General features: G+C 66.0%; 21 protein-coding genes. 16 read left to right on the top strand and 5 right to left on the bottom strand.

Annotated features, from left to right (window positions below; translation table 11 throughout):
- The first annotated feature begins 32 nt into the window (after positions 1-32).
- The 11 genes from U5798_RS26480 to U5798_RS26430 all read left to right on the top strand — a co-directional run bounded on the left by U5798_RS26480 (position 33) and on the right by U5798_RS26430 (position 14,107).
- Positions 33-2,264: a polysaccharide biosynthesis tyrosine autokinase gene (locus U5798_RS26480; RefSeq protein ID WP_124455700.1), complete on the top strand. Its 2,232-nt coding sequence runs from the start codon at positions 33-35 to the stop codon at positions 2,262-2,264.
- On the top strand, positions 2,248-3,777 hold the full coding sequence (locus U5798_RS26475; protein WP_322083736.1) for an oligosaccharide flippase family protein: 1,530 nt from the start codon (positions 2,248-2,250) through the stop codon (positions 3,775-3,777). The genes U5798_RS26480 and U5798_RS26475 overlap by 17 nt, the downstream gene beginning before the upstream one ends.
- Positions 3,774-5,000 (top strand): hypothetical protein, encoded by a 1,227-nt coding sequence (locus tag U5798_RS26470; RefSeq protein WP_322083735.1) that lies wholly within the window; start codon positions 3,774-3,776, stop codon positions 4,998-5,000. The genes U5798_RS26475 and U5798_RS26470 overlap by 4 nt, the downstream gene beginning before the upstream one ends.
- On the top strand, positions 4,997-5,833 hold the full coding sequence (locus U5798_RS26465) for a glycosyltransferase family 2 protein (RefSeq protein ID WP_322083734.1): 837 nt from the start codon (positions 4,997-4,999) through the stop codon (positions 5,831-5,833). Before U5798_RS26470 ends, U5798_RS26465 begins: the two co-directional genes overlap by 4 nt.
- A gap of 3 nt (positions 5,834-5,836) precedes the next feature.
- Entirely contained in the window at positions 5,837-6,907 is a 1,071-nt protein-coding gene (locus U5798_RS26460) for a glycosyltransferase family 1 protein (RefSeq protein WP_322083733.1), read from the top strand.
- Between the two features lie 67 nt (positions 6,908-6,974).
- A complete protein-coding gene (locus tag U5798_RS26455) occupies positions 6,975-7,805 on the top strand; it encodes a glycosyltransferase family 2 protein (RefSeq protein ID WP_124455696.1) in 831 nt (276 codons plus the stop codon).
- Entirely contained in the window at positions 7,802-10,189 is a 2,388-nt protein-coding gene (locus U5798_RS26450) for a DUF4838 domain-containing protein (RefSeq protein WP_322083732.1), read from the top strand. Before U5798_RS26455 ends, U5798_RS26450 begins: the two co-directional genes overlap by 4 nt.
- The gene (locus U5798_RS26445) at positions 10,186-11,403 is read left to right on the top strand and encodes a glycosyltransferase family 4 protein (RefSeq protein WP_322083731.1); all 1,218 of its coding nucleotides are present in this window, start codon (positions 10,186-10,188) and stop codon (positions 11,401-11,403) included. The genes U5798_RS26450 and U5798_RS26445 overlap by 4 nt, the downstream gene beginning before the upstream one ends.
- A gap of 45 nt (positions 11,404-11,448) precedes the next feature.
- Positions 11,449-12,744: a polysaccharide pyruvyl transferase family protein gene (locus U5798_RS26440; protein WP_322083730.1), complete on the top strand. Its 1,296-nt coding sequence runs from the start codon at positions 11,449-11,451 to the stop codon at positions 12,742-12,744.
- Positions 12,745-12,834: 90 nt separating this feature from the next.
- Positions 12,835-13,161: an H-NS histone family protein gene (locus tag U5798_RS26435; RefSeq protein WP_322083729.1), complete on the top strand. Its 327-nt coding sequence runs from the start codon at positions 12,835-12,837 to the stop codon at positions 13,159-13,161.
- Positions 13,162-13,261: 100 nt separating this feature from the next.
- Positions 13,262-14,107 carry an IclR family transcriptional regulator gene (locus U5798_RS26430; protein WP_322083728.1) on the top strand — a complete coding sequence of 282 codons (846 nt, stop codon included), beginning with the start codon at positions 13,262-13,264 and terminating at the stop codon, positions 14,105-14,107.
- 19 nt (positions 14,108-14,126) lie between these two features.
- Here U5798_RS26430 and U5798_RS26425 read toward each other — a convergent pair whose 3' ends face one another.
- Positions 14,127-14,540 (bottom strand): helix-turn-helix domain-containing protein, encoded by a 414-nt coding sequence (locus U5798_RS26425; protein ID WP_322083727.1) that lies wholly within the window; start codon positions 14,538-14,540, stop codon positions 14,127-14,129.
- Positions 14,541-14,632: 92 nt separating this feature from the next.
- Here U5798_RS26425 and U5798_RS26420 point away from each other — a divergent pair, with 92 nt between their 5' ends.
- Positions 14,633-15,586 (top strand): aromatic alcohol reductase, encoded by a 954-nt coding sequence (locus U5798_RS26420; RefSeq protein WP_322083726.1) that lies wholly within the window; start codon positions 14,633-14,635, stop codon positions 15,584-15,586.
- A 111-nt stretch (positions 15,587-15,697) separates the two neighbouring features.
- On the opposite strand, the gene U5798_RS26415 is transcribed toward U5798_RS26420, so the two are convergent.
- Complete coding sequence (locus U5798_RS26415) at positions 15,698-16,639, bottom strand: LysR substrate-binding domain-containing protein (protein ID WP_322083725.1); 942 nt, start codon at positions 16,637-16,639, stop codon at positions 15,698-15,700.
- 82 nt (positions 16,640-16,721) lie between these two features.
- On the opposite strand from U5798_RS26415, the gene U5798_RS26410 reads away from it, so the two are divergent.
- A complete protein-coding gene (locus tag U5798_RS26410) occupies positions 16,722-17,120 on the top strand; it encodes a nuclear transport factor 2 family protein (RefSeq protein WP_322083746.1) in 399 nt (132 codons plus the stop codon).
- Between the two features lie 256 nt (positions 17,121-17,376).
- Positions 17,377-18,219, top strand: a complete 843-nt coding sequence (locus U5798_RS26405; protein ID WP_322083724.1) for a hypothetical protein — start codon at positions 17,377-17,379, stop codon at positions 18,217-18,219.
- A gap of 113 nt (positions 18,220-18,332) precedes the next feature.
- On the opposite strand, the gene U5798_RS26400 is transcribed toward U5798_RS26405, so the two are convergent.
- The 3 genes from U5798_RS26400 to U5798_RS26390 are packed head-to-tail and all read right to left on the bottom strand — an operon-like array spanning position 18,333 to position 20,506.
- Positions 18,333-18,524 (bottom strand): hypothetical protein, encoded by a 192-nt coding sequence (locus U5798_RS26400; RefSeq protein WP_322083723.1) that lies wholly within the window; start codon positions 18,522-18,524, stop codon positions 18,333-18,335.
- Between the two features lie 11 nt (positions 18,525-18,535).
- Positions 18,536-19,732 (bottom strand): CoA transferase, encoded by a 1,197-nt coding sequence (locus U5798_RS26395; protein WP_322083722.1) that lies wholly within the window; start codon positions 19,730-19,732, stop codon positions 18,536-18,538.
- A 12-nt stretch (positions 19,733-19,744) separates the two neighbouring features.
- A complete protein-coding gene (locus tag U5798_RS26390) occupies positions 19,745-20,506 on the bottom strand; it encodes an enoyl-CoA hydratase/isomerase family protein (protein ID WP_322083721.1) in 762 nt (253 codons plus the stop codon).
- Positions 20,507-20,643: 137 nt separating this feature from the next.
- Between U5798_RS26390 and U5798_RS26385 the strand changes: the two genes are divergently transcribed.
- Both U5798_RS26385 and U5798_RS26380 read left to right on the top strand, forming a co-directional pair.
- The gene (locus U5798_RS26385; RefSeq protein WP_322083720.1) at positions 20,644-21,330 is read left to right on the top strand and encodes a GntR family transcriptional regulator; all 687 of its coding nucleotides are present in this window, start codon (positions 20,644-20,646) and stop codon (positions 21,328-21,330) included.
- Between the two features lie 135 nt (positions 21,331-21,465).
- The gene (locus U5798_RS26380) at positions 21,466-22,797 is read left to right on the top strand and encodes an MFS transporter (protein WP_322083719.1); all 1,332 of its coding nucleotides are present in this window, start codon (positions 21,466-21,468) and stop codon (positions 22,795-22,797) included.
- Positions 22,798-22,871 lie beyond the last annotated feature (74 nt).

Raw genomic sequence — 22,871 nt, 5'->3', positions numbered from 1 at the left:
CCCGCCAGAACCCGAGAGACACTGGATTTGCCATGACCGACCTTTCCGAAGCACGGCTGTACGATGCGGCGCTGTACGACGAGGCGCCCCTTTCGTCCTACGTCGACATCGTGCTGGCGCGGTGGCGGCTGGTGCTGGGCATCGCGGCCGGCGTGTTCCTGCTGGGGCTGCTGTACGTGGTGTTCGCGACGCCGATCTACCGCGTCGACGCGACGATCCAGGTCAACGAGTCGACGGCGGCCGGCAATTCGCCGCTGCACGACATCGCGGCGTTGCTCGACAACGGCAGCACGACCGCCGCCGAACTCGAGCTCGTGCGCGCGCGCATGGTGATCGACCAGGTCGTGTCGAAGCAGCATCTCAACGTCATCGCCGAACCGCGCTACTTCCCGCTGATCGGCCGCTGGGTCGCACGCCGCTACCGCGACGACGGCGTGGCGCCGCCGCTGTGGGGATTGTCGCGGTTTGCGTGGGGCGGCGAGCGGTTCAACGTCGTCACGTTCGAGACGGCCGGCAAGAAGAGTCACGACGGCATCGACGTGCTGGACGGAATCTGGTTCACCGTGACCGCCGAACGCGGCGGTCGCTACGTGCTCCGAAACGAGGACGACGACGTCGTGCTGAAGGGCGCGGCCGGCGTGCCGGCGCACGGGGAGTTCAAGGGGCAGCCGTTGACGCTGCTGGTCGCCGATCTCGATGCGCGCCCGGGCACGGTGCTGCGGCTCAAGCGCATCCCGCAGCTCGAGGCGGTGTCGCAGCTGCAGGACGACCTGACCGTCGAGGAAAAGGCCAAGCAATCCGGCATCCTGTCCGTCACGCTCGAGGGCGACGACAAGGTGCGCATCCGGGAGATCCTGAAGGCCGTGGTCGACGGCTATGTCGCGCAGAACCGGGATTACCGGAGCGAGGAGGCCGCCGCGACGCTGAAATCGCTCGAGGCCAGCATGCCGACGGTCGAGAAGACGCTGAAGGATGCCGAGGAGCGGTACGCGGCGTTTCGTTCGCGGACGCGCACGGTCGATCTCGACGAGCAGGGCAAGCTGCTGCTCGGCCAGGAAGTGGACATCGAGACGCGCACGTTCGAACTCAAGCAGAAGCGCGTCGACCTGATCGCGCGATTCGCCGACGGCCATCCGGCCGTGCTGGCCCTCGACGCCAACCTGGCGGAGCTGGCGGGCAAGGCGCAGGAGCTGAAGGCGCGCGAAGCGAGGTTGCCGAGTACGGAGCGGGAAGGGCTGGCGGTGCTGCGCGACGTGCGCGTCAACACCGAGCTGTACACCAACCTGCTGAATACCGCGCAGCAGCTCAAGATCGCCAGGCAAAGCGAGATCGGCAACGTGCGGGCGGTCGACGAGCCGGTCCTGCCGGTGAAGCCGGTCAAGCCCAAGCGCCTGCTGCTGGTTGCGCTGTCGCTGTGTCTCGGGATCGCCCTGGGCGTGGCCGCGCCGTTCGCGCAGCGGGCGGTGTGGGGGCGTGTCGAGCATTCCGAGCACCTCGAGCAGGCGCTGGGCGTACCGGTCTACGCGGTGGTCCCGCATAGCCGCGAGCAGCGGCGTCTGGTGCGAAGCCAGCAACGGACGATGCAGGGCGCGCATGTGCTCGCGTCGGAAATTCCCGAGGACGTGACCGTCGACGCGATCCGCAGCCTGCGCACGACGCTGCAGTTCACGATGTCCGAGTCGGGGCACCACGTGATCATGGTCACGAGCCCGCAGCCCAATGCGGGCAAATCGTTCCTCTGCGCGAACCTGGCATCGCTGTTCGCATCGGGCGGCAAGCGCGTGCTGCTGATCGACGCGGATATCCGCCGCGGCCAGGCGCACCGTCACTTCGGGTTGCAGCCGGCGCCGGGCCTGCCGGACGCGATCGCGAGCGGTGCGCTCGAGCGCGGCGTCCAGCGCTCGGCGATCGCCGGTGTCGACGTGCTGGCGCGCGGTGCGGTGGCGCGCACGTCGGAGCTGTTCAACGACGGCCGCTTCAAGGTACTGCTCGACACGGCGGCGCGGCTCTACGACATCGTCATCGTCGATACGGCGCCGATCCTCGCGCTGCACGATGCGGCGACCATCGGCCGCCACGGCGCGACGACGCTGCTGTGCGTGCGGCATGGCCGCAGTTCCATGCCGGAGATTCGCGAGGCGGAGCGTCGCCTGCGCAACGCGGGCATCGCGATCAGCGGCGTCGTGCTGAACGACGTGCCGCGGCGCCAGGCCGTCTACGGCGCGTATGGCGAAGGGAAATACGCGTATGAAACCGAGCACTGAGCCGGCGATGCGCGACCTCGCGCTGCACGCCGAGAGCGACCACGCGTCGTCCGGCGCCGAGCGGCTCGGTGCGCGCACCGTGCGCAGCCTGGCGTGGGCGCTGGTGCAGGCATGGGGCGGCAAGCTCGTCACGCTCGTCACGTATCTGCTGGTCGCGCGCTGGCTCGGTCCGGCCGACGTCGGGCTCGCGGCGGCCGTCACGCTGTCGCTGTCGCTGGTCCTGATGATCGCCGAGGGCGGCCTGGGCGACGCGGTGGTGCAGCGCGCGACGCTCGACGACGACGATCTCGAGTGGCCGTTCGTGTTCTCGATCGCCATGGCCGTCGTGCTCGCGGCCGTGCTGTTCGCGTTGGCCGGGCACGTCGGGACCTGGCTGGGCGTACCGGGCCTCGCACCGTACTTGCGGGTGGCCTGCGTGTTCGTCCCGGTCGGATCGGCGAGTTCGTTCCAGGAAGGGCTGTACAAGCGGCGGCTGGATTTCCGCACGCTGGCGATGCGCCAGCTCGTGGCGGTGAGCGTCGCCGGCGCCGTGGCGGTCGCGCTGGCGGTTGCGGGCGCCGGTGCGTGGAGCCTGATCGCGCAGGCGGCGACCTTCATGACGATGTCCGCGCTCTGGCTCTGGCGCAGACCGGTCTGGCGTCCGCGCGGCCGCCGCAACGCGTCGACCTTCTGGCCCATCGCGCGCTTCGGCGGCCACGTCGTCGCATCGCGGCTGATCGACTGGTGGGCGACGCGTACCGTGGACCTGATCGTCGTCGCGCTGTACGGCGCGGCCGGGCTGGGCATCTATGCGATCGGCGCGCGACTCTACCAGACCGCGCTGGAACTGCTGTGCCGCGCCGCGACCGACGTCGCGCTCGCGGTGTTGTCGCGCGTCGCGCACGACGCCGGGAAGATGGCGGCCACCTACCTCGACGTCACGGGGCTGGCCGCGACGGCCGCGGCGCCGCTGTTCGTGCTGATGGCCGTGCTGAGCCGCGACATCACCTTCGTGCTGTTCGGCGCGCGCTGGGCCGGCAGCGCCGCGATCATGACGCCGCTGATGGCGCTCGGCGCGATCCAGACGGTCCAGTTCGTCAACGGCGCCTTCCTGTCGGCGCGCGGCCGCCCCAACGTCACGATGTGGCTGACGGTCGTCAAGCTCGTGCTGGTGCTGGGCGCGATGCTGGGCCTGCCGTCGCACGACGTCGCCGGGCTGGCGTGGCTGTACGTCGGTGCGGTGCTGCTCATCACGCCGCTTAGCTTCGGCGCCGTCGTCGTCGAGCTGTCGGTCGAACCCGGCCGCCTGCTGGGCCGGCTCGTGCCGCCGTATCTGATCGCGCTCGGCTGCGCGCTGCTCGTCTCGCGGCTCGGCGCGCACCTCGGCGGCGTGCCGGTCATGGTCCGGTTGCCGTTGCTGATCGTCGGCTTCGTTGCCGCGTATGCCGGGGCGACCTGGATGCTGCGCCGTGACGCCGTCCGGCACACCGTGTCGATGCTGATCGCGTTGCGCGATGCGAGGAAAGCGGCATGAACGGCCTCGTCCGCCCGGTGCCGCGGCAGCACGCGTCGTCGTCGGGCGCGGCGGCGCGCGTGCCGCACGCGCGCTTCGATCTCGCGGACGCCGTGTTGCTCGTGCTGCTGCTGCTGAACTCGATCCAGTTCCTGAAGATCGGCGGCGCGCAGCTCGGCCAGCTGTTCGCGGTGCTCGTGCTGCCGGTGCTGCTGGTGCGGCGCCGGATCCCCGGCGGCGCGTGGGAAATCTGGACCTTCGTGCTGTTCGTCGGTGCCGCGCTGTCGACGACGTTCCTGTCCGGCTATCCGCACTTCAAGGCGGCCGAGCAGATCGTGAAATTCGTGTTCGTGATGCCGGCGTTCTACCTGATCGGCCGCTACTACGGCGCTCGGGCGCGCCGGCGGCCGCTGCCGTTCGGCTATGTCGCGATCGCGGGATTCCTGGCGTTTCAGTATGCGCTGCAGTACTTCGACGTCCCGGTGCTGTACGAGAAAGTCGATTTCATGCAGAACGCGATTCACGGGTCGTTCAAGGAGCGGAACTGGTTTGCCGCGTTCTTCTTCCTGGCCGCCTACGCATGCTTCCTGCAGTCGCCGCGCCGCATTCCCGACGTCGCGAAGTTCGTGGTGCTCGCACTGGTCGTGACGCTGCTGAGCGAATCGAAGACGGTGCTGATCGCATGCGCGATCGTGATCCTGTTCCAGGTGCGCGGCCACTTCTTCGCGAAAGTGCTGACGATGGCCGCCGGGGCCGGGTTCTATCTGTACATGTTCACGCGCGAACTGACCGGCGACCAGTTGCAGGTCCGCCTCCAGCAGGAGCGCGGGCTGGCCTTCACGGAGTCGATCAAGCTGGTCGGCCGCGACTGGATCGGGCACGGCTTCGGCTTCGTCGAACACTACTTCTCGCATTCGGCCGTCGCCGTCCGCGGGCTCGGCGAGGGCACGAGCGCCGTCTTCTGCGCGCCGCTGGACCTGATGCTGGTCGCCGGCCCGATCGGACTGCTTGCGTGGGCGGTGTTCTTCGGCGGCCTCGGCCAGGGCCGGCGCGCGATGGTCGTGCTGGCGCCGATTGCCGCGTGGTCGCTGATCAACCCGATGCACCAGAGCGAAACGTCGTACCTGTTCATCGGCTTTCTCGCGTCGTTCGCCTTCGTTCCGCGGGCGGCACGCCGGGAAACCCGCACCGCGCCGCGCGTCCCGCGGCCCCGATCCTTTTTCCCGTCCGGGCCTATTCGATGAAATTCTCCCTCATCATGGCGACGCTCGGCCGCAGCGACGAGATCGAGCGCATGTTCGATTCGCTGCTGCTGCAGGCCTATGCCGACCTCGAAGTCATCGTCGTCGACCAGAATCCGGACGACCGCGTCGAGCGGATCGTCGAACGCTATCGCGACCGGCTGACGATCGTCCACCTGCGATCGGAGAAGGGCAAGTCGCGTGCGACGAACGTCGGCCTGAAGGCCGTGACGGGCGACGTGGTCGGCTTTCCCGACGACGACTGCTGGTATCGGCCGGGGACGCTCCATGCGGTCGCGGCGCGCCTGTCGGCCGACCGCACGATCGACGGCGTGACGGGGATGAGCGTCGATGCCGCGGGCCGGCCGTCGCAAGGACGGTGGGCGACGTCGGCGCAGACCGTGAACCGCTTCAGCGTGTGGGTGTGCGCGACGTCGTACACGATCTTCCTGCGCCGCACCGCCGTGACCGCGGCGGGGCAGTTCGACGTCGACCTGGGCGTCGGCGCGACCTCGCGCTGGGGCGCGGGGGAAGAGGTGGACTTCCTGGTCCGTGCGTTGCGGGCCGGCTGCCGGATCGACTACGACCCGCACCTGCGCGTCCATCATCCCGAGCCGCTCGCCGTGCTCGACGAGCAGGCATATGCGCGCGGCCGGCGCTACAACCGCGGGTTCGGGCATGTGCTGCGCATCAATCGCTATCCGCTCGCGTACGTCCTTTACATGATCGCGCGGCCGGTGGCCGGCTGCGTGCTGTCGTGTGCGCGCCGCAATCCGCGGCGGGCGAAGTACTACTGGATCGCCGCGTCGCATCGGCTGCTCGGCTGGATGGACTGAACGATGAGCTCGATCCTCTCCCCGTCGACGGACATCGACGCACGAGCCGGTCGCACCGGGCGCGCACCGCTCACGGTCTACACCGACACGCGCTGGCCGGTCGGCACCGGCATCTACAACGTGATGGCGGCCTACGCCCAGCGCGCGCCGTCGAGCGTGCGCATCGCCCCGCTGACGGTCGGCGGCGCGGTCGCGCACCCGCTGTCGCCGCTCGCGTTGAGCCGGGCGCTGCGGCGGCTGCCGGCCCGCGATGCGGTGTTCTGGAATCCCGGATTCGTACCGGCCACGTTGCCCGACTTTCCGTCGGTCGTCGTCGTGCACGACCTCACGCATCGCCACTTCTACACGCGTGCGCACCGCTTCTACTACGACACGGTCCTCCGGCCGCTGTACCGGCGCTGCACGGCGATCGTCTGCGTGTCGGAGTTCACGCGCGACGAGTTCCTGCGCTGGTCGGGCATGCCGCCGGAGCGCGTTCACGTGATCCACAACGGAACCGACGATGCGTACCGGCGCAACCGCGACACGCTCGGCTATCCGTTTCCGTACGTGCTGTATCCGGGCAACCGGCGCAACTACAAGAACCTGCACCGGCTGATCGAGGCGTTCGGCGCGAGCGGGCTGTTGCCGCTCGGCGTCCGCCTGGTGCTGACCGGCGAACCGGACCCGGCGCTGCTTGCGCATGCCGCGCAGCACCGCTGCGCCGAAGGACTCGTGTTCGCGGGCGTATTGCCGAACGACGCGATGCCGAAGCTGTACCGCGGTGCGCTGTTCGTCGCGTTCGTGTCGCAGTACGAAGGATTTGGCTTGCCGATCCTCGAAGCGATGGCGTCCGACGTACCCGTGCTGACGTCGATCGTGTCGGCGATGCCGGAAGTGGCGGGAGCCGCCGCGATGCTCGTCAATCCGCTGTCGGTCGTCGACATCGCGGTCGCGATGCGCCGGCTCGGCACCGAGGCCGCATCGCGGGACGCGCTCGTCGCGCGAGGGCGCGAGCAGATCCGCCGGTTCGACTGGGACACATCGGCGAGCAGGTTCTGGCAGCTCGTCGAGCAGGTCGGCGCGTCGGCATGACGCACGCATCAACCCACAGAGCCGGGCAAACCGGCCGACATGATCAACCACGGCGCGGGGTATCACGATGGAAACCGAAGGAAGAATCAGCGTCATCGTCGTCAATTACGGCACGCCCGACCTGACGATTCGATGCGTGGCGTCATTGACGTCGCTGCGCGTCGCGCTCGCCGACGATATCGTCGTCGTCGAGAATGCGTCGCCGGACGACTCGTACGCGCGGTTGCGACGCGAGCTGCCGGGCGGCGTGAGGCTGTTGCATGCCGCATGCAATCGCGGTTTCGGCTCGGGTGTGAACTTCGGCATGGCCGCCTGTCGGCGCGACTACGTGCTGGTGGTCAATCCCGATACGCGTTTCAGCGAGAACGGGCTGGCCAGGGTGCTGGAGTTGTTCGACACGCGCCCGGAGGCTGGGCTCGTCGGGCTCGACCTGCAGTATCCCGACGGCCGGCGCCAGTATTCGGCACGACGGTTCTACAGCTGGCTCGACATCCTCGCGCGCCGTACCGCGCTCGGCCGCTCGAACCGCTTTCGCGCGCGGATGGCACGGCACCTGATGATCGATGCCTGGTCGTGCGGCAATCCGTTCGATGCCGAATGGGTGATGGGAACGGGCTTCGTGGTACGGCGCGACCTGTTCGAGTCGCTCGGCGGCATGGACGAATCGTATTTCCTCTACATGGAGGACGTCGATTTGTGCGCGCGGACCTGGCTGGCCGGCTATCGCGTGCTCGGCATGCCGGGCGTCACGCTCGTGCACGAACATCAGCGGCAGTCGGCGGCGAGCCCCGTCTCGCGGGCGGGACGGCATCATCTGCGCAGCCTGTGGCGCTTCTACCGCAAGTTCCACGTGCCGCTGTCGTTGCCGCCCGGCGTGTCGCGGATCGCCCGGCAATGACGCACGTCTGGCCGTATCGCGTCGTCCTGCGTGCCGTTGCCGCCGTACAGTGCGCACTGTGCGCGCTGGCCGCGCACGGCGCCGATGGGGCGCAGACCGTCCCGCCGGTGCACGGCGTGCATGCGGGCAGCGGGCACGCGCGAGCATCGGCGTCGGCATCGCGCGTGCTGCTCGCGCAGGGAGGTGTCGCGCGCTACGGCGTGCATGCCGGCGCGGCGGATGCCGTCACGCGCCATGCGGCCGACGAGATTGCCGATTACCTGTCGCGGATCAGCGGTGCTTCGTTCGCCGTGTCGGACCACGGCCAGGACCGGATGCCCGCCATCGTCGTCGGCGGCGAGCACGCGGCGCAGAGATGCGGGCCGGCGAACGCGGCGGGGCTCGGCAGCGACGGCTTCGTCATCTGCCGCAGCGGTGGCGACCTCGTCATTGCAGGCGGCACCCCGCGCGGCACGCTGTTCGGCGCCTACTGGTGGCTCGACCGCAAGCTCGGCGTGAAGTGGCTCGCGCCGGATGCGACCGAAGTGCCCCGGCGGGCCGAGCTGCGCGTCGACGCGGCGCCGGTCCGGCAGGTGCCGCGCTTCGCGTACCGCGAGGTGTTGAGCGCGGAAGGCGAGGACAAGCCGTTTCGCGCGCACAACCTGCTGAACGGCGAGTCGCACGGCACGTCGTATCGCGCGTCCCCGCCCGGGATCGACATGTGGGATCGCAGCTGGCTCGCGCGGGACGGCGATGCCGATTTCTGGACGCTCGTGCCGCATGATCGTTACGCGGCCGCCCATCCGTCCTGGTATGCGGGCGGGCAACTCGCGATGATGTCGACCGACGTCCGCGCCACCCTGGCCGCCGAGATCGTGAAGCGCCTGAAGCGTCTTCCCGATCCGGGCCGCATCTGGTTCGGCATCCGCGACATGGACTGGGGCTGGGACCCGGACGCGGCCAGCCGCGCATTCGCCGATGCGCACGGCGGCGCGCTGTCGGCGGCGTTTCTCGACATGGTGCGGGACGTGTCGGCGCAGGTCCGGGTCGCGGTGCCGGGCGCGCGTTTCGCGATGCCGGCCTATCACTGGGGTTTCACGCCGCCGGACGGCATGCAGGTGCCGGATCACGTTCGCGTGTATCCGATGACGATCCAGGTCGACTACAGCGTCGCGCTCGACGAGGACCGCAACGCGCGGCTGCGCGACGGCCTGCGGCAGTGGAACGGGATCGCGCGGCACATCACCGTCTGGGATCACGTCGTGAACTTCGGCGGCTACCTGCAGCCGACGCCGAATCTCTATCCGGTCGGCCGCAGCATTGCGTGGCTCGCCACGCTGCCGAACGTCGACGGCTACTTCGCGGAAGGTGACTGGCAGTCGCGCGGCGGCGAATTCGCGAGCCTGCGCGTGTGGCTGATCGCACGGATGCTGTGGACGCCGACGGCGGACCCGCGCACGCTCGTCCGCGAATATTGCGACGCCTATTACGGCGCGGCGGCCCCGGCCGTCATGCGCTACATCGACCGCATGCATGCGGCGCTGCGCGCGAGCGGCGACGTGCTCGCCGAGCAGACGCCGGTCGGCATGTCGATGTACACGTACGACTTCGTACGCCAGTCGGAACGCGATTTCGACGCAGCCGCCCGTGCCGTCGACGCGGATGCCGTGCGCAGCGCGCGCGTGCGCCAGGCGCGTGTGCCGCTCGATTTCGTGATCCTCGCACTGCGCGACCGCTACGCGGCGCGGGCCGCGGAGGACGGCTGGGATCTCGATGTCGGCGCGCGGCGCGCGCGTCTCGACGCGGCGATCGCGGCCGCGGGCATCCGCCAGTATCGGCAAAGCGGCAATCTCGCGGCACTCGGCGCGTTGCTCGATATCGACCGGCATCCCGTCGTCGCGCCGCCGCTCGTGACGGGGCTTGCCGACGGCGACTGGCGCGCGATCGACGTGTCGCGCGTGAATCTCTACGACAGCGCGCGCATGGTGGCCGACCCGGCTTCGCTCGATGGCGCGGCGATCGCGATTCGCGGCGATTCGGGCGCCTGGGCGATCCAGCTCAAGCTCGACAAGCTGCCGCGCGACGGGCGCTGGGATCTCTACGCATCGGTGCGCGTGCCGGAAGGCAGCGCGACGGGCGCGGCCGCCGTGCGTGTCGGCGCCTACCCGCCGATGACGCTGCGCACCGACACGCCGGCGCGCACGCTCGACGACGCGCAATTCCGGTGGCTGCCCGTGCCGGGCGGCCCGTTCGCGTACGACGCCGATCACGAGAAAGGCATCTATGTCCACGGTGTCGGCTTCGCGCGAGGACAGTCCGTGCGCGTGGGCGCCTTCGTCGCCGTTCGTCACCGTGCACCGGACGGCGCGCCGCCGCCCGTTCCGCTGAAAGGAAACGTCTCATGAAAGTCGCCATCGTTTCGCCCATTCCGCTGTTTCCCGTCAATGCCGGCAACCGCAGTCGCGTCCTGAATCTCGCGCGCGCGGTGAGGTCGCTCGGCTGCGACGTGCATTTCGTCTATCTCGAGTCGCGCCAGATGGGCGGCATGGATCTCGATGCGCATCGCGAGGAGTTTGGCGCGGACCGCGTGTCGGTATTGCGTCGAGCGGGCCTGGCGCTGGCGCGCTATCGACTCAAGCGGGTCGCGTGGCTCGTGCGTCGCCTCGCCGCGAAAGCGGCCGGCAGCCGGCATGCGTATTACACGGGGCTCGACGAGCTGTTCAGCGACAGCTTCTTCGGGCAGTTGCGCGCGCTGCAGCACCGCCATGCATTCGACGCCGTGTTCGTCGAGTACGTGTTCTATTCGCGTGCGCTCGATGCGTTTCCCGATACGGTCGTGAAGATCGTCGATACGCACGACATCTTCGCGGACCGGCACGTGCCGTTCATCGGCCGTCCCGGCGCGAAGCGCTACATGTTCTCGATTCCGCCGGAGCGGGAATGCGACGGACTGCGCCGTGCGCACGTCGCGCTGGCCATCCAGGCCGAGGAAGGCGACCTGCTGGCGGCGCGCCTCGGCGGCGGCGACACGCCGTCGGTCGCGGTCCTGAGTCACCTGCTCGCGTTTCCGCCGCAGGTGGACTGCGCCGGGCATGCCGATGCGACTTTTCTCGGCAGCGACAACCAGCCGAATCGCGATGCCGTGAAGTACTTCGTCGACGAGATCCTGCCGCACGTCGTGGCCCGATTGCCGGCGTTTCGCCTGCATCTCGCCGGCACGATCGCGGCGGCCGTGCCGGACGGGCCGCACATCGTCAAGCGCGGCATCGTCGCCGAGCTGGGCGACGCGTTCGCGATCGCGCCGATCTCGATCAATCCGATGCTGCTCGGTACCGGCATCAACATCAAGCTGCTCGAGAGCATGGCGCTCGGCGTGCCGATCGTCAGCACGCGGACCGGCGCGCGCGGCCTCGGCGAACACGACCTGCGCGGCGTGACCGTCGTGCGGGACGGCGATCCGCAGGGCTTCTCGGATGCCGTCGTCCGGCTCGCGACGGACCGCGTGCAGCGTGTCGCGCAGGGCGCGGCCGCGCGCGACGCTGCGCTGGCCTGGCACGAAACGCAGCTGGGTGTCCTGCGCGAGACGCTCCGGCGCCGGCTGGTTGCGGCGCACGCGTGACGGATGCATCCACCGAAACCGTCGAACCACACTGGGGAATCGAACATGTCGAAACTGGCCGATCTGAAGCAGCGGCTGCGCGTGTGGCTGTATGTCACGCGGCTGACCAGGCAATGGCGTCGCGAGGCCGCACGGCGTGGCGCGGAAAATGCCGCCGCACCGGGCGCCCATCTGCTGATCCTGCCGTGCGATCCGTGGACGCTGGTCGGCTCGAAAGGCGACGAGGCGATGCTGCGTGCGGTCGTCGAGCGCTTGCGTCTTGCCAATGGCGCGTTGAAGGTGTCGGTCGTCACGGCCACGCCGGAGGCGGCGGACGCCGCGACCCGGCTCGGCTTTCAGGCGGTCGACGCATGGCGCGAACCATGGCGCCTGATGGACACCGTCGAACGGCTGGCCGCATTGCGGCCGAGCGCGGTAGTCGTCATCGGCGCCGACGTGATGGACGGCTACTACTCGCCGATGACGTCGCTGCGGCTGCTGGCGACGGCCGACCTGCTGGTCAGGCGCGGCGTGGCCGGTACGATCCTCGGCTTCAGCTTCAACCGCCAGCCGTACCGGCAACTGAGGCATGCATTCGATCAAATCGACGCGCGGCTGCTGGTCAATGTGCGCGACGGCGTCTCGCTCGACCGATTCAGGCGTTTCAGTTCGACGCCCGCCGAGCTCGTGGCGGATTCCGCCTTCATGCTTCAGCCGGACGACGCGTCGGATTGCGTCAGGCGCACGGCGTCGTGGGTCGCATCGCGGCGTGCGGCCGGCGACATCGCGATCGCATTCAACCTGCACCCGATGCTGATCCGGCGGGCCAGCGACGCGGATATCGCCGCGCTCGTCGCGTCGGCGCAGGAGGCGCTGCGCGGACTCGCGACACGGCATCGCGTCAGCATCGTCCTGCTGTCTCACGACTATCGCGGCCGCGACGGCGACGATACCTGTCTGGAGCCGCTGCACGACGCATTGGCCGCGACGATGGGCGACCGGCTGTGCTATCCGCGCGCCCGCATGTCGGCGGCCGAACTGAAGGCCATTTCGGGGCAGGTCGACGGCGTGGTGACCGGCCGCATGCATCTCGCGATCGCGAGCCTCGGCATGGGCGTACCCGTCGCGGCGCTGACCTACCAGGACAAATTCCAGGGGCTTTTCAGTCATTTCGGACTGCCGGATACCTTCCTGTTGAAACCCGACGAAGCGATGCGCGCCGCGCGCCTGGCGGCGGTGCTCGACCGCTTCGTGTCGGAGCTTCCGCAACTGCGCGACCAGGTGCATGCGGCGCTGCCGCGCGTCAAGGAGGCGTCATGCAGGAACCTGCGCGGCGTGATCCATGCGATCCAGCTTTCGTGAGCGGGCGTTCCGCCCTTTTTTCGCATGCGAAGCCGCGCCGTGTCGTGTGCGGTCGAACTGCAACTGTCGAGTCTTCCCTGAACGTGTCAAATGAAAAGTCCCACCATTCGCGAACTGCAACAGCAACTGGGTCAACTGAACCTGATCGTCGAAGAAGTCCGGCAGAAGGAGAAGCAGGCCCGGCTCAAGGAGATTGCCGAGCACGTCCGGCAGTTCGGCATCACCGAAATCGAGCTGCTGCGCGCGGCAGGCTTCATCAAGGCGCAGCCCCGGAAGGCGCCGGCGAAATACTACGATCCGAACACGGGCCGCTCGTGGTCGGGGAAGGGCGCACGTCCGCGGTGGCTGGCCGGCAAGAACCTCGACTACTACCTGATCCGGGAAACGCCGCAGCCGTGGTGGCCCGAAGCACGTTGACGGTCGATCGGCGCAGACGTCCCGATGCGACGCGGGTCATGCCGGCGTGGCGAGAGTGAGCTGAATTCCAGAGGCAATGTGGCATATGCGGAATCCCGATATGGACCCGGTCGATCCTCCCGACAGCCCGGGACCCAGGAAAAAGACCAGCTATCGCGCCCCGGCGCTCGAGAAAGGCCTCGATATCCTCGAGCTGCTCATCGATCGCCAGTACGGCATGGCGCAGGCGGAGATCTGTCGCGCGTTGAAGCGCAGCCGAAGCGAGCTGTACCGGATGATGCAGGTGCTCGAGGACCGCGGCTACATCTACAGGGTGGATCGCTACGACCGGTACGCGCTCACCATGAAGCTCTACTTCCTCGGACAGCATCATGCGCCGACCCGATCGCTGGGCGCGCTCGTCACGCCGCTGCTGCAACAGTTCGCATTGCAGATGGTCCAGTCGTGTTACCTGACGGTGTTCGACGGCGACACGATGATCGTTATCGCAACGGCCGGCGCCGAAACGGAATGGAACATCGCGGTTCGTGTCGGGACGCGTGTGCCGCTGCATGGCAGCGCGGCGGGCGAGATGTACCTGGCCTTTCAGGACGAAGCGGTGCGGGCCGGTTTGTCGCGGGCCGGCGGGCACGATGTTGGCCCGCGCAATCCGCCGCCCGGCGACGACGCGTTGCCGCCCCATCTGGCCGACGGCTATCTCTGCCGCCCCAATGCGCGCATTCCCGGCATCACCGATATCGCGACGCCGATCATCGACAAGTCGGGTTCGGCCATCGCGATCCTCGCGTGCCCGTACCTGGCGCTGCCGGGAGAGGCGGGCGCGAGGTCGGTCACGCAGATCGGTGCGGCGTTGTACGAAACGGCCCAGCGTATCGCCGCGACGGTCGATCAACGGTTCATGCAATCGGTCGTCGACCTGCCCGCGCGCGGCGCGGCGTGCGCTTGAGGGGGCGGACCCCGGCGGGCTATGAGCTTTCGTCGACGTGCTGCCTGTCGAAATTCTGCCTCGCTTCCCGGAAGCGGTCCGCATTCTCGACGATCCAGGTCCACAGCGGGACCATGCGAACGAGCAGCTCCATACCCGTGTCGGACAGCTCGTATTCGACTCTAGGGGGTACCTCCTCGAAATCGTGACGGAGCACCAGGCCGTCACGCTCGAGCTGTCGTAATGTGCGCGTCAACATGCGCTGGGTCACCCCGTGCATGCGCCTGCCGATTTCTGCATGGCGCAGCCGGCCATACACGCCGAGCGTATGGATGACACCGAGCGACCAACGGCTTCCGGCATGGGCGAGCACCTCCCGCCGCAATCCGTCGTCGTCGTCTTTCAGGCCGTCACATACGGTCTGTGAATATTGGAGAAGTTCGTCTCGATCCAACTGCCTGGCTCCCAGTATCACGCGTGTACCTTCTTTCAACCACGTTCCCGCATTGCTAGACTGCCGCAACTCATTCTTTGGCAGGCTAGACGATGAACCAAGCAGATCCTAACGCAACGTCCCAAAACATTCTCGTGCTCGGTGCCGGCGAACTCGGCCTCCCGGTCCTGCGCAATCTTGCGCGCCGGGCGAAGGACGTGGCCGGTGCGAAGGTCAGCGTGCTGCTGCGCGCAAGTGCCGTTGAGTCCAGCGCACCAGCGAAGCGGCATGATATCGCGGAGATTCGAGATCTCGGGATCGAGATCGTCGTAGGCGATTTTGTGAAGAGCTCAATCGATGAGCTCGCCGCCTTGTTCGCGCGATACGACACGGTAATCGGCTGCGCGGGCATTACGGCTGGAATCGACACGCCGATGAAGTTGGCACGCGCTGCGTTGCAGGCGCGCATCCCGAGGTACTTCCCATGGCAATTCGGCGTCGATTTCGACGCGATCGGCCGTGGCAGTCCGCAGGACATCTTCGACGCCCAGCTGGACGTGCGCGAGTTGCTGCGCAGTCAGCACGAGACCGAGTGGGTCATCGTCTCGACCGGCATGTTCATGAGCTACCTGTTCGAGCCGGACTTCGGTGTCGTCGACCTGCAGAACGACGCAGTTCACGCGCTGGGCAGCCTCGATACCGCCGTGACGCTGACGACGCCCGACGATATCGGCGCGCTGACTGCCGCGATCGTGTTCGCCCAACCGCGTATCCGGAACGAGATCGTGTATCTGGCCGGCGACACCGTGACTTACGGGGAAGTCGCCGACAAGCTGCAAGCGGGCCTCGGCCGCCCCTTCAGCCGTTCGGTGTGGAGTGAGCAGTACTTGCTTGATGAACTGGCGCGCGACCCGAACAATATGATGCGCAAGTATCGCGCGGCTTTTGCACAAGGACGGGGTGTCGCATGGGACAAGCGCGGGACGTTCAACCAGCGCCACGCCATTCCGGTCACCGACGTAGCATCGTGGATCGACGCAAACCTTGCGTCGGGCCGCAGCGAGTAATCGCGAGTCCGGGCGTTCACGCAACCGGCATCGTCGACAGCGCCTCCAACGCACGCTGGGTGGGACATTTGAATACCGGTTCCACCCAGGTATCGGACGTTCGCGTGGCGATCAGTCTTCTCGCGCAAGTCGTAGCAAGACGTCGGCGAGGGCGCGAATCTTCGGTTGTGCCGCACGTTGGGGCGGATAGACGAGGAAGTAGGAAAGGCCGTCCTGAACCACATCCTCGAACGGTGTCACCAGCGATCCGGCACGGAGCCGGTCTCTTGCCATTCGTGGGTCGCCGATGGCAATGCCGTGTCCTTCCATCGATGCCGCGAGCGTCAATTCGAGGGTATCGAATACCAGGCCGCGCCCCGCATCGATCTGGTGTGCGCCGACATGATCGAGCCAGCATTTCCACTCTGCGTGGCTGGGCCCGGGATGGAGCAGGTCGACATGCGCAAGGTCGGCAACGGATCGCAGTGATGTCGCCAGGGCGGGCGCGCACATCGGCGTGAGCATCTCGGAAAACAGCGGTACCGCTTCCATGCCGGTCCACTGCCCCGTGCCTCGCACGATGATGGCATCGACGTCGGACGTCGAGAAATCCGGCGTATCGTCCGCGGATGTCGAAATACGAAGCTCCGTCCCGCTCATCGCACGATGAATCTCCGGCAGCCGCGGGAGCAACCAGCGAATGGCGAACGTGGACGGCAGCTGCAACGTGAGAACCGAGGTCGCCCGTGCATGGACGTCCGCGTGCTGAACCAGTTGCGTGAGCACGTTGACCGCGACCGTCAGCAGTGCATGTCCTTCTGCCGTCAACGTCAGGCCCGATACATGGCGCACAAAGAGCGCGCATCCATAATGCGATTCCAGCTGCTGTATCTGGCGGCTCACCGCGCCTTGCGTACGGCAGAGATGATCCGCAGCCTTGCTGACGCTGCCGAGCTGCGCCGCAGCGACGAATGACTGGATCGCTGCCAACGGCGGGAGCGGCCGCGTCAGGTCAGCCAGCGGATATGCATGCGCTGCATACCGGGATTGCAAATTTTTCGATTGTTCGGTCATCGGTGCGTCGCTATCGTGCGTCTACTGGATGTCCTGTTCTGACGAATGAACGGGGTTGTCGACGAATCATCGGAGGATAATTTTGGGTTCAATATCGGAATCACGCCATGCGCAACAGGTTCGCGCCTACCTTCGAGAACTGGAGCGAGGCGATGTCGGTGCCATCTGTGCGCTATTTACGCCGGACGCGCAGATTTTCTCGCCATTTCTCGGCTGGATGCACCCTGAACCCTTCTTTTCGAAGGTCGCTGCCGCGTCGGGAGAAAGCAAGATTACACCGATCGATATCTGCGTCAGCACGAGCGGGGCTCGACGTGCGACAGGTTACTTCATCTACGACTGGGCGCTGAAAGACGGCTCGGTGGCGCGCTTCGAGTGCGTCGACGTGTTCGAGTTCGACGTGGCGGGGCTGATCGAACGGATGACCATCATCTACGATACCCATCCGATTCGCAGTACGGTCGGCGACAAGTATGCCTAACTGAAGCGGTGTCGCTCGAGAGCAGGTGCTGCTGCGTCATACGGGCATTCGACGCACGCTTGACGGGTATCACTTCCAGACCGTGCCGATTCAGCACACGATTGGCGAAGGCGCGGCGTAAGCAAAATGCCACGTTTCCCCCTACTGCGAGGCGGTACGAAACAACGGATGATTCAATCACATGGTCAGACGGATGACACTCGCGTTTTTTCGCCAGCGAGGAGCTTGATGTAACGGGCAGCAGCGGGGGGGTGTCATGGATTTTCTGGAAACAGGGTGGGCGGTGAGTCCGATCGGGCAGAAGGCTCGCACCGTTGAACACGTCGGGTCCGACGACGAGAAGCAGACGTACCACGCGGCGACGTCCTTGTGGTTGAAGCTGGAGCAGCTTCAGATCGTGCAACAACTCGTCGAGCCACTGGACGCAGGCAAGCAGCCGACACTTTCCACGTCGCTACACGGCGTGGCGAGTATCGAAGGGCAGGAGTTGTCGATCATGGGCGACACGCACCGCTCGACGCGCACGCTTCAGGTGACTTTCGAGGCGCGCGACGTCACCGCGGCCGACCTGCTGGGCCTGCGTGCGCTGGAAGACGAGCTGGGTACCTCGTTGTCCGACGTCGCGCTCGGCAGTGCCCGGCTCGGCTTCAATCGTGCCGACGACGAAGTCGACGAGCCCGATCAATGGTGGCTCGCCTGCCACATTCCCGACGCTTGCCTGCAGGTGCTTGCGAAGGCGAGCGCGGATGGCCAGCTTGGCGCGGTAGAGTTGGGATTGACCATGCGACACCTGTATTTGGCCGGGCGCCCGACGGCTGATCCCGCACGGCAGTCTCGACTTTTTCTCAAACCCAACGACACGATCGAATGGCCGACTATTGCAACGGGCTATGTCACCGGCCTTCGAATCGACTTTGCGACGACTTCATTGCGTGGGACCGAGCGGAGCGGAGAGCAGGAGAGCGACGTTACGACGAAACTCGTCGCGGATTCGGTGGTCGCGCTGGGCCTCAAGCTCGCAAACCTCAATGTGACGGTGAGATGGATTGGCATCCTCATCGTCATCTTGCTTTTCCTTGAATTTCTCGAGCGACTCTGATCCGGTTTTCGCGGTCGCCTCACGGCCACATGGAACCGCCACTCGACTGACCACTTTCCCTCCCGAACCGCACAAATGCGCGTCGTCGGGCAAACCGAGCTCCGCCCGCTCATCTACCCGCAGGGGCGGTAGTCCGAGATTCGCGAGCCGATTGGATCCGGTCCGGGAAATGCGGGCGCGGGCAGTAGAACACCGTGTTCGGCTGAACCCGCTTTGCCGCCCATATCTTCGAGCGAAAGTCCGACGGGTTTGATGCGTTGTTCGAGAGCACTCAATGCATCGAAGTTACGCTGATCTTCATTCATTGCGGGCTGCCTCAAACGACGTTCGAATTACGTAGTTCTGCGATTGCGGTCGCTGAGAAGCCAAGCTCTTCCAGGATCGCATCGGTGTGTTCGCCAAACTCCGGCGCGGGGGCCGAGATCTTCGCCGGCGTGCGCTCGAGCGTGACGGGCTGCGCGATCATCGGCAGCGCATGTCCATCCGCCCTGACGGCTTCCTGCACGACGCGAAGATGCTTCACCTGCCTGTCTTCGAAAAGTTGCGGCACGCTGTAGATCGGGCCGGCCGGGATGCTGGCTTCGTTGAGCAGCGTGACCCAATGGTCGACCGTCTTCGTTGCGAAGATGGACTGAAGCTCGGCGTTCAGTTCGACGCGGTTCGAGACACGCGCACGATTGCTTTCGAATCGGGCATCAGTCAGCCACTCCGCACGTCCTAGCGTGCGGCACAGCGCTTCCCATTGCCCGACTCCGGAGACACCCAGATTGAACGCCCCGTCAGCAGCTTCGTACACGCCCATCGGTGCGGCGGTCGGATGGTCGTTGCCTGCGGGCGCAGGAATATCGCCTTCGACGAGGTATCGCGCGGCCTGAAAGTCCAGCATGGCAATCTGTGAATGCAGCAAACTCGTGTGTACCCATTGCCCCTTACCGCTGCGCTCGCGCTCGAACAGCGCGGTGAGAATGCCGATCGCCGCGTACAAGCCGGTGCTCGAATCGGCGACGGCAATGCCCGCGCGCGTGGGCCCGCTTTCCGGCGTCCCGGTGAGCGACATCAACCCGCCCATGCCTTGAATGATCTGGTCGAAACCGGGGCGCTTCGCGTAAGGGCCATCCTGACCGAAACCGGAAATACTCGCGAGAATGACCCGCGGATTCAACCTGTCCAGCGTCTCGTAGTCCATCCCCAATCTGGCCTTGACGTCGGGCCGCCAGTTTTCGACGACGACGTCCGCCGTCTTCACGAGACGATAGAGGATGTCGATGCCCTCCGGCGTCTTCAGGTTGAGCGTGAAGCCGCGCTTGTTGCGGTTCAGGTTCTGGAAGTCGCCGCCCTTGCGGTTATCGGCGAACATCGAGTCGTTTGCGTCGACGCCGGGTGGCGGCTCGATCCGGATCACGTCGGCGCCGAAGTCGGCCAGCATGCGCACGCATGTCGGGCCCGCGCGAACTCGCGAAAGATCCAGGACGCGCAACCCTGCCAATGCAGGTTGAGGCGAGAGATCTGCCATGGCATTTGGCTCCTATTGGCCGGTGAAATTCGGGCGACGTTTCTCCGCCCATGCGCGCGCACCTTCTGCGAGGTCGGACGACGCAACCGCGCGTCGGATGTCCGCGTCGAGCGCTTCGACATCAAGTGCATTGCGCGCTATCGCGTTGAGGTGGCGCTTCATGCCCAGCAGGGGAATGGGCGCCATCCCGGCCAGGTGCTCACTGAATGCGGTCACGCGCGCGTCGAGATCCTCGCGAGCGACGCACTCGGTCAGAAAGCCGCATGCGAGCAGTTGCCCGGCGTCGAATTCCGCGCATGTCAGAAACATCCGTTTGGCCATGTCCAGACCGAGTCGCGACACGTAACGCTCCAGGCCCCGCTGATAGAAATGCAGGCCCAGACGCGCCGCGGGCATGAACATCCGCGTGGCCTCGACGCCGATGCGGAAATCGCAGGCCAGCGCCAGATCGGTCGCTCCGCCGTACACGCCGCCGTTGATCGCGGCGATCGTCACCGGGCGACAGTCTTCGAGCGCATTGACCACGTCTTCGAACGCCGACTTGTCGGTGCGAGTCGCAAACTTGCCCAGGTCGAACCCGCTGCAGAAGTGCTTGCCGCTGCCGGCGAGCTGGAGCACCAGCGCGTCGCTGGTATTGACCGCGGCGATATGCGCCGAAAGCGCCGCGAGGTCGTCCGGTCCGAGCCGGTTGGCCTGCGCGGGGCGGTTGAGCGTGATCCGGGCGATGCCCCCGGTCAGGGTGAGCGTCGGCACACCGTCGGGTGTCGGTTCCACAAGCTTCTCCTTCAATGTATTCGTACATAATATTTACGTATACATTGAATGGGAAACATCCAGGTTTTCCCTGGCTGAATCTACGCTTTCGCAACCGGGACGCGTATGATGTATGCGTCAAGGGATGCGGGGGAGCCATGCAAGAGCAGAAACAGAATTTGACGGATACGATCAGGCGCGAACTGAGCGAGGAAATCCTCAGCGGCGAACTGCCCAGCGGTACGCAGATCGACGAACAGTTGCTGGTTCGTCGTTTCGGGGTCTCGCGCACGCCCGCCCGGGAGGCGCTGCTGCAACTGGCCGCGACCGGCCTCGTGACGCTGATTCCTCGCCAGGGTGCGGTGGTATCGTCCATCTCGTTGCGCGCATACGTTGGACTCAACGAAGTGCTCACCTCACTGGAGGCGCTGGCAGCAGGCCTCGCCGCCCGCCGCATTACCAATGAAGAAACGGCCGTCCTGCGTGAAAGCTACGAGGCATGCAGCGCAGCCGCCTTGCAGAGCGACGCCGCTGCTTATCGCGCCGCCAACACCCGGTTCCATACGGCAATCTACAACGCCTGCCACAACGACTATCTGAACCAGCAGTTACGCACGCTCAGGGCACGGATGCGGGGTATCATCGATATCCGCTTCGACCGTCCGGCACGGATACGTGCGTCGCTCAAGGAGCATCGCGAGATTCTGGACGCCATTCTCGCTGGCGACGAAGAGGCGGCGGCCAAAGCCATGACGAACCACATTTCCGCGGGCGCGAACAACTTTGCCGACATGCTCGCGGCTTTCCCGAACGAGCAGTCCTTGATCGCCGGCGCGGCATTGTAGTCCGGAGACATATTCATAACAACAGGCAGGGTATACATTAAATGACTCATTTGAATCGTTGCGGCATTCTGCGTATACGCAGAGGCTGACATTTTGCTGTACTCGTTGTCCTCTGCTCATTATTAAAGGGGACACATGAGACAGGATTTCGCCGCGTCCGCCGGGACCCAGGCACTCGCCGTAGCGGATCACGACATCGAGCAGATCTATCGGAAAGTCGTTCGAAGGCTGCTGCCGGTGCTTTTCATCGGCTATGTCTTGTGCACGCTGGACCGCCTCAACATCGGCTACGCGCATTTGCACATGCGCTCGGATCTCGGGCTCTCGGACGCCGCATACGGCCTTGGCGCAGGATTGTTTTTTCTGACCTACATGGCGTTCGAGGTGCCCGGCAGCATGCTGCTTCGGCGTATCGGCGTACGCAGAACGATCTTCCGCATCATGTTCGGCTGGGGGCTGGTTTCAGCCGCGACGATGTTCGTGAAAACGCCATTTCAGTTCTACATCGCCCGGCTTCTGCTTGGCATGTGTGAAGCGGGTTTCTTTCCGGCCATCATCTACTACTTCAGCCTCTGGTTGCCTTCCCACCGGCGCGCACGAATCATCGCCGGTTTCATGATGGCGACCGTGGCGGCGGGGGTCCTCGGCGGTCCGCTTTCCGGGCTCATCCTGGACCGCATGAACGGTGTTCTGGGTCTGCGCGCCTGGCAATGGCTGTTTCTCCTGGAAGGCTTGCCGAGCTGCGCATTCGCATTCGTTGCGTATTCCAGACTAAGCGAGAACCCCACGACTGCGACTTTCCTCGAGCATGACGAGCGCCAGTCGCTGGTTCTCGCTCTGGCGCGTGATCGCGCGAACACACAAGCAGGCCGCTCGGCTCAATCGTTCGCCATGCTGGTTCGCGACTGGCGCGTCTATGCATTCGCATTGGTTTTCTACTGCACGACGGCCGCGGCCTACGGGCTCGCTTTCTGGGGGCCCGCAGTGGTGAAATCGTTCGGCGTTCGGTCCGCTCTGGATATCGGGCTCCTCATTGGCGGCCCAAGCCTTCTGGCCGGCGCTGCGATGTGGTTCAACGGGGTCCATTCCGATAGAAAGATGGAGCGGCGCTGGCATTTCGCCGTGCCGGCTGTCATCTGCGCCGTCTCTCTCTCGGTGCTCGCCATGTCGGACCTCACGCTGACGTCGTCAATCGTTCTGTTTTCGCTTGCGATCGTGGGCATTCAGACTGCGGTTCCCATCTTCTGGAGCGTTCCGTCCAGCTACCTGGCTGCACCGGTGGCGGCTACCGGAATCGCCTTCATCAATACCATTGCCGTCTTTTCCGGCTTCGTCACACCGTGGCTTCTTGGGCTGCTGCGCGAGAAATCGGGAAACTTCAGCAGCGGCTTGCTCGTGCTTGCCGTGTTTTCGCTGGCGGCGGCCGTTGCCATGGTGCTATTCGCTCCGCGCAAGCCAAAGGCTTAGCGTCACGTCGTTCCACGCTTGGTGAATGTCGCTTCCGAGTCAGAGGCCCTGACCTGGAGTGCTTCGAACACGCG

Source organism: Burkholderia sp. BCC1972, from assembly GCF_905339605.1.
In the GTDB taxonomy this organism is placed as follows: domain Bacteria; phylum Pseudomonadota; class Gammaproteobacteria; order Burkholderiales; family Burkholderiaceae; genus Burkholderia.
Note: the sequence above shows the minus strand (reverse complement) of the source record. Positions and strands in the feature narration are given on the sequence as shown.

Bases quoted from the DNA above. Each gene is read 5' to 3' on its own strand.
- U5798_RS26470 (WP_322083735.1), top strand. From the start codon at position 3,774: ATGAACGGCCTCGTCCGCCCGGTGCCGCGGCAGCACGCGTCGTCGTCG.
- U5798_RS26415 (WP_322083725.1), bottom strand. From the start codon at position 16,639: ATGACCGAACAATCGAAAAATTTGCAATCCCGGTATGCAGCGCATGCA.
- U5798_RS26420 (WP_322083726.1), top strand. From the start codon at position 14,633: ATGAACCAAGCAGATCCTAACGCAACGTCCCAAAACATTCTCGTGCTC.
- U5798_RS26400 (WP_322083723.1), bottom strand. From the start codon at position 18,524: ATGAATGAAGATCAGCGTAACTTCGATGCATTGAGTGCTCTCGAACAA.
- U5798_RS26435 (WP_322083729.1), top strand. From the start codon at position 12,835: ATGAAAAGTCCCACCATTCGCGAACTGCAACAGCAACTGGGTCAACTG.
- U5798_RS26475 (WP_322083736.1), top strand. From the start codon at position 2,248: ATGAAACCGAGCACTGAGCCGGCGATGCGCGACCTCGCGCTGCACGCC.
- U5798_RS26385 (WP_322083720.1), top strand. From the start codon at position 20,644: ATGCAAGAGCAGAAACAGAATTTGACGGATACGATCAGGCGCGAACTG.
- U5798_RS26380 (WP_322083719.1), top strand. From the start codon at position 21,466: ATGAGACAGGATTTCGCCGCGTCCGCCGGGACCCAGGCACTCGCCGTA.
- U5798_RS26480 (WP_124455700.1), top strand. From the start codon at position 33: ATGACCGACCTTTCCGAAGCACGGCTGTACGATGCGGCGCTGTACGAC.
- U5798_RS26450 (WP_322083732.1), top strand. From the start codon at position 7,802: ATGACGCACGTCTGGCCGTATCGCGTCGTCCTGCGTGCCGTTGCCGCC.
- U5798_RS26465 (WP_322083734.1), top strand. From the start codon at position 4,997: ATGAAATTCTCCCTCATCATGGCGACGCTCGGCCGCAGCGACGAGATC.
- U5798_RS26405 (WP_322083724.1), top strand. From the start codon at position 17,377: ATGGATTTTCTGGAAACAGGGTGGGCGGTGAGTCCGATCGGGCAGAAG.
- U5798_RS26440 (WP_322083730.1), top strand. From the start codon at position 11,449: ATGTCGAAACTGGCCGATCTGAAGCAGCGGCTGCGCGTGTGGCTGTAT.
- U5798_RS26445 (WP_322083731.1), top strand. From the start codon at position 10,186: ATGAAAGTCGCCATCGTTTCGCCCATTCCGCTGTTTCCCGTCAATGCC.
- U5798_RS26395 (WP_322083722.1), bottom strand. From the start codon at position 19,732: ATGGCAGATCTCTCGCCTCAACCTGCATTGGCAGGGTTGCGCGTCCTG.
- U5798_RS26455 (WP_124455696.1), top strand. From the start codon at position 6,975: ATGGAAACCGAAGGAAGAATCAGCGTCATCGTCGTCAATTACGGCACG.
- U5798_RS26460 (WP_322083733.1), top strand. From the start codon at position 5,837: ATGAGCTCGATCCTCTCCCCGTCGACGGACATCGACGCACGAGCCGGT.
- U5798_RS26430 (WP_322083728.1), top strand. From the start codon at position 13,262: ATGGACCCGGTCGATCCTCCCGACAGCCCGGGACCCAGGAAAAAGACC.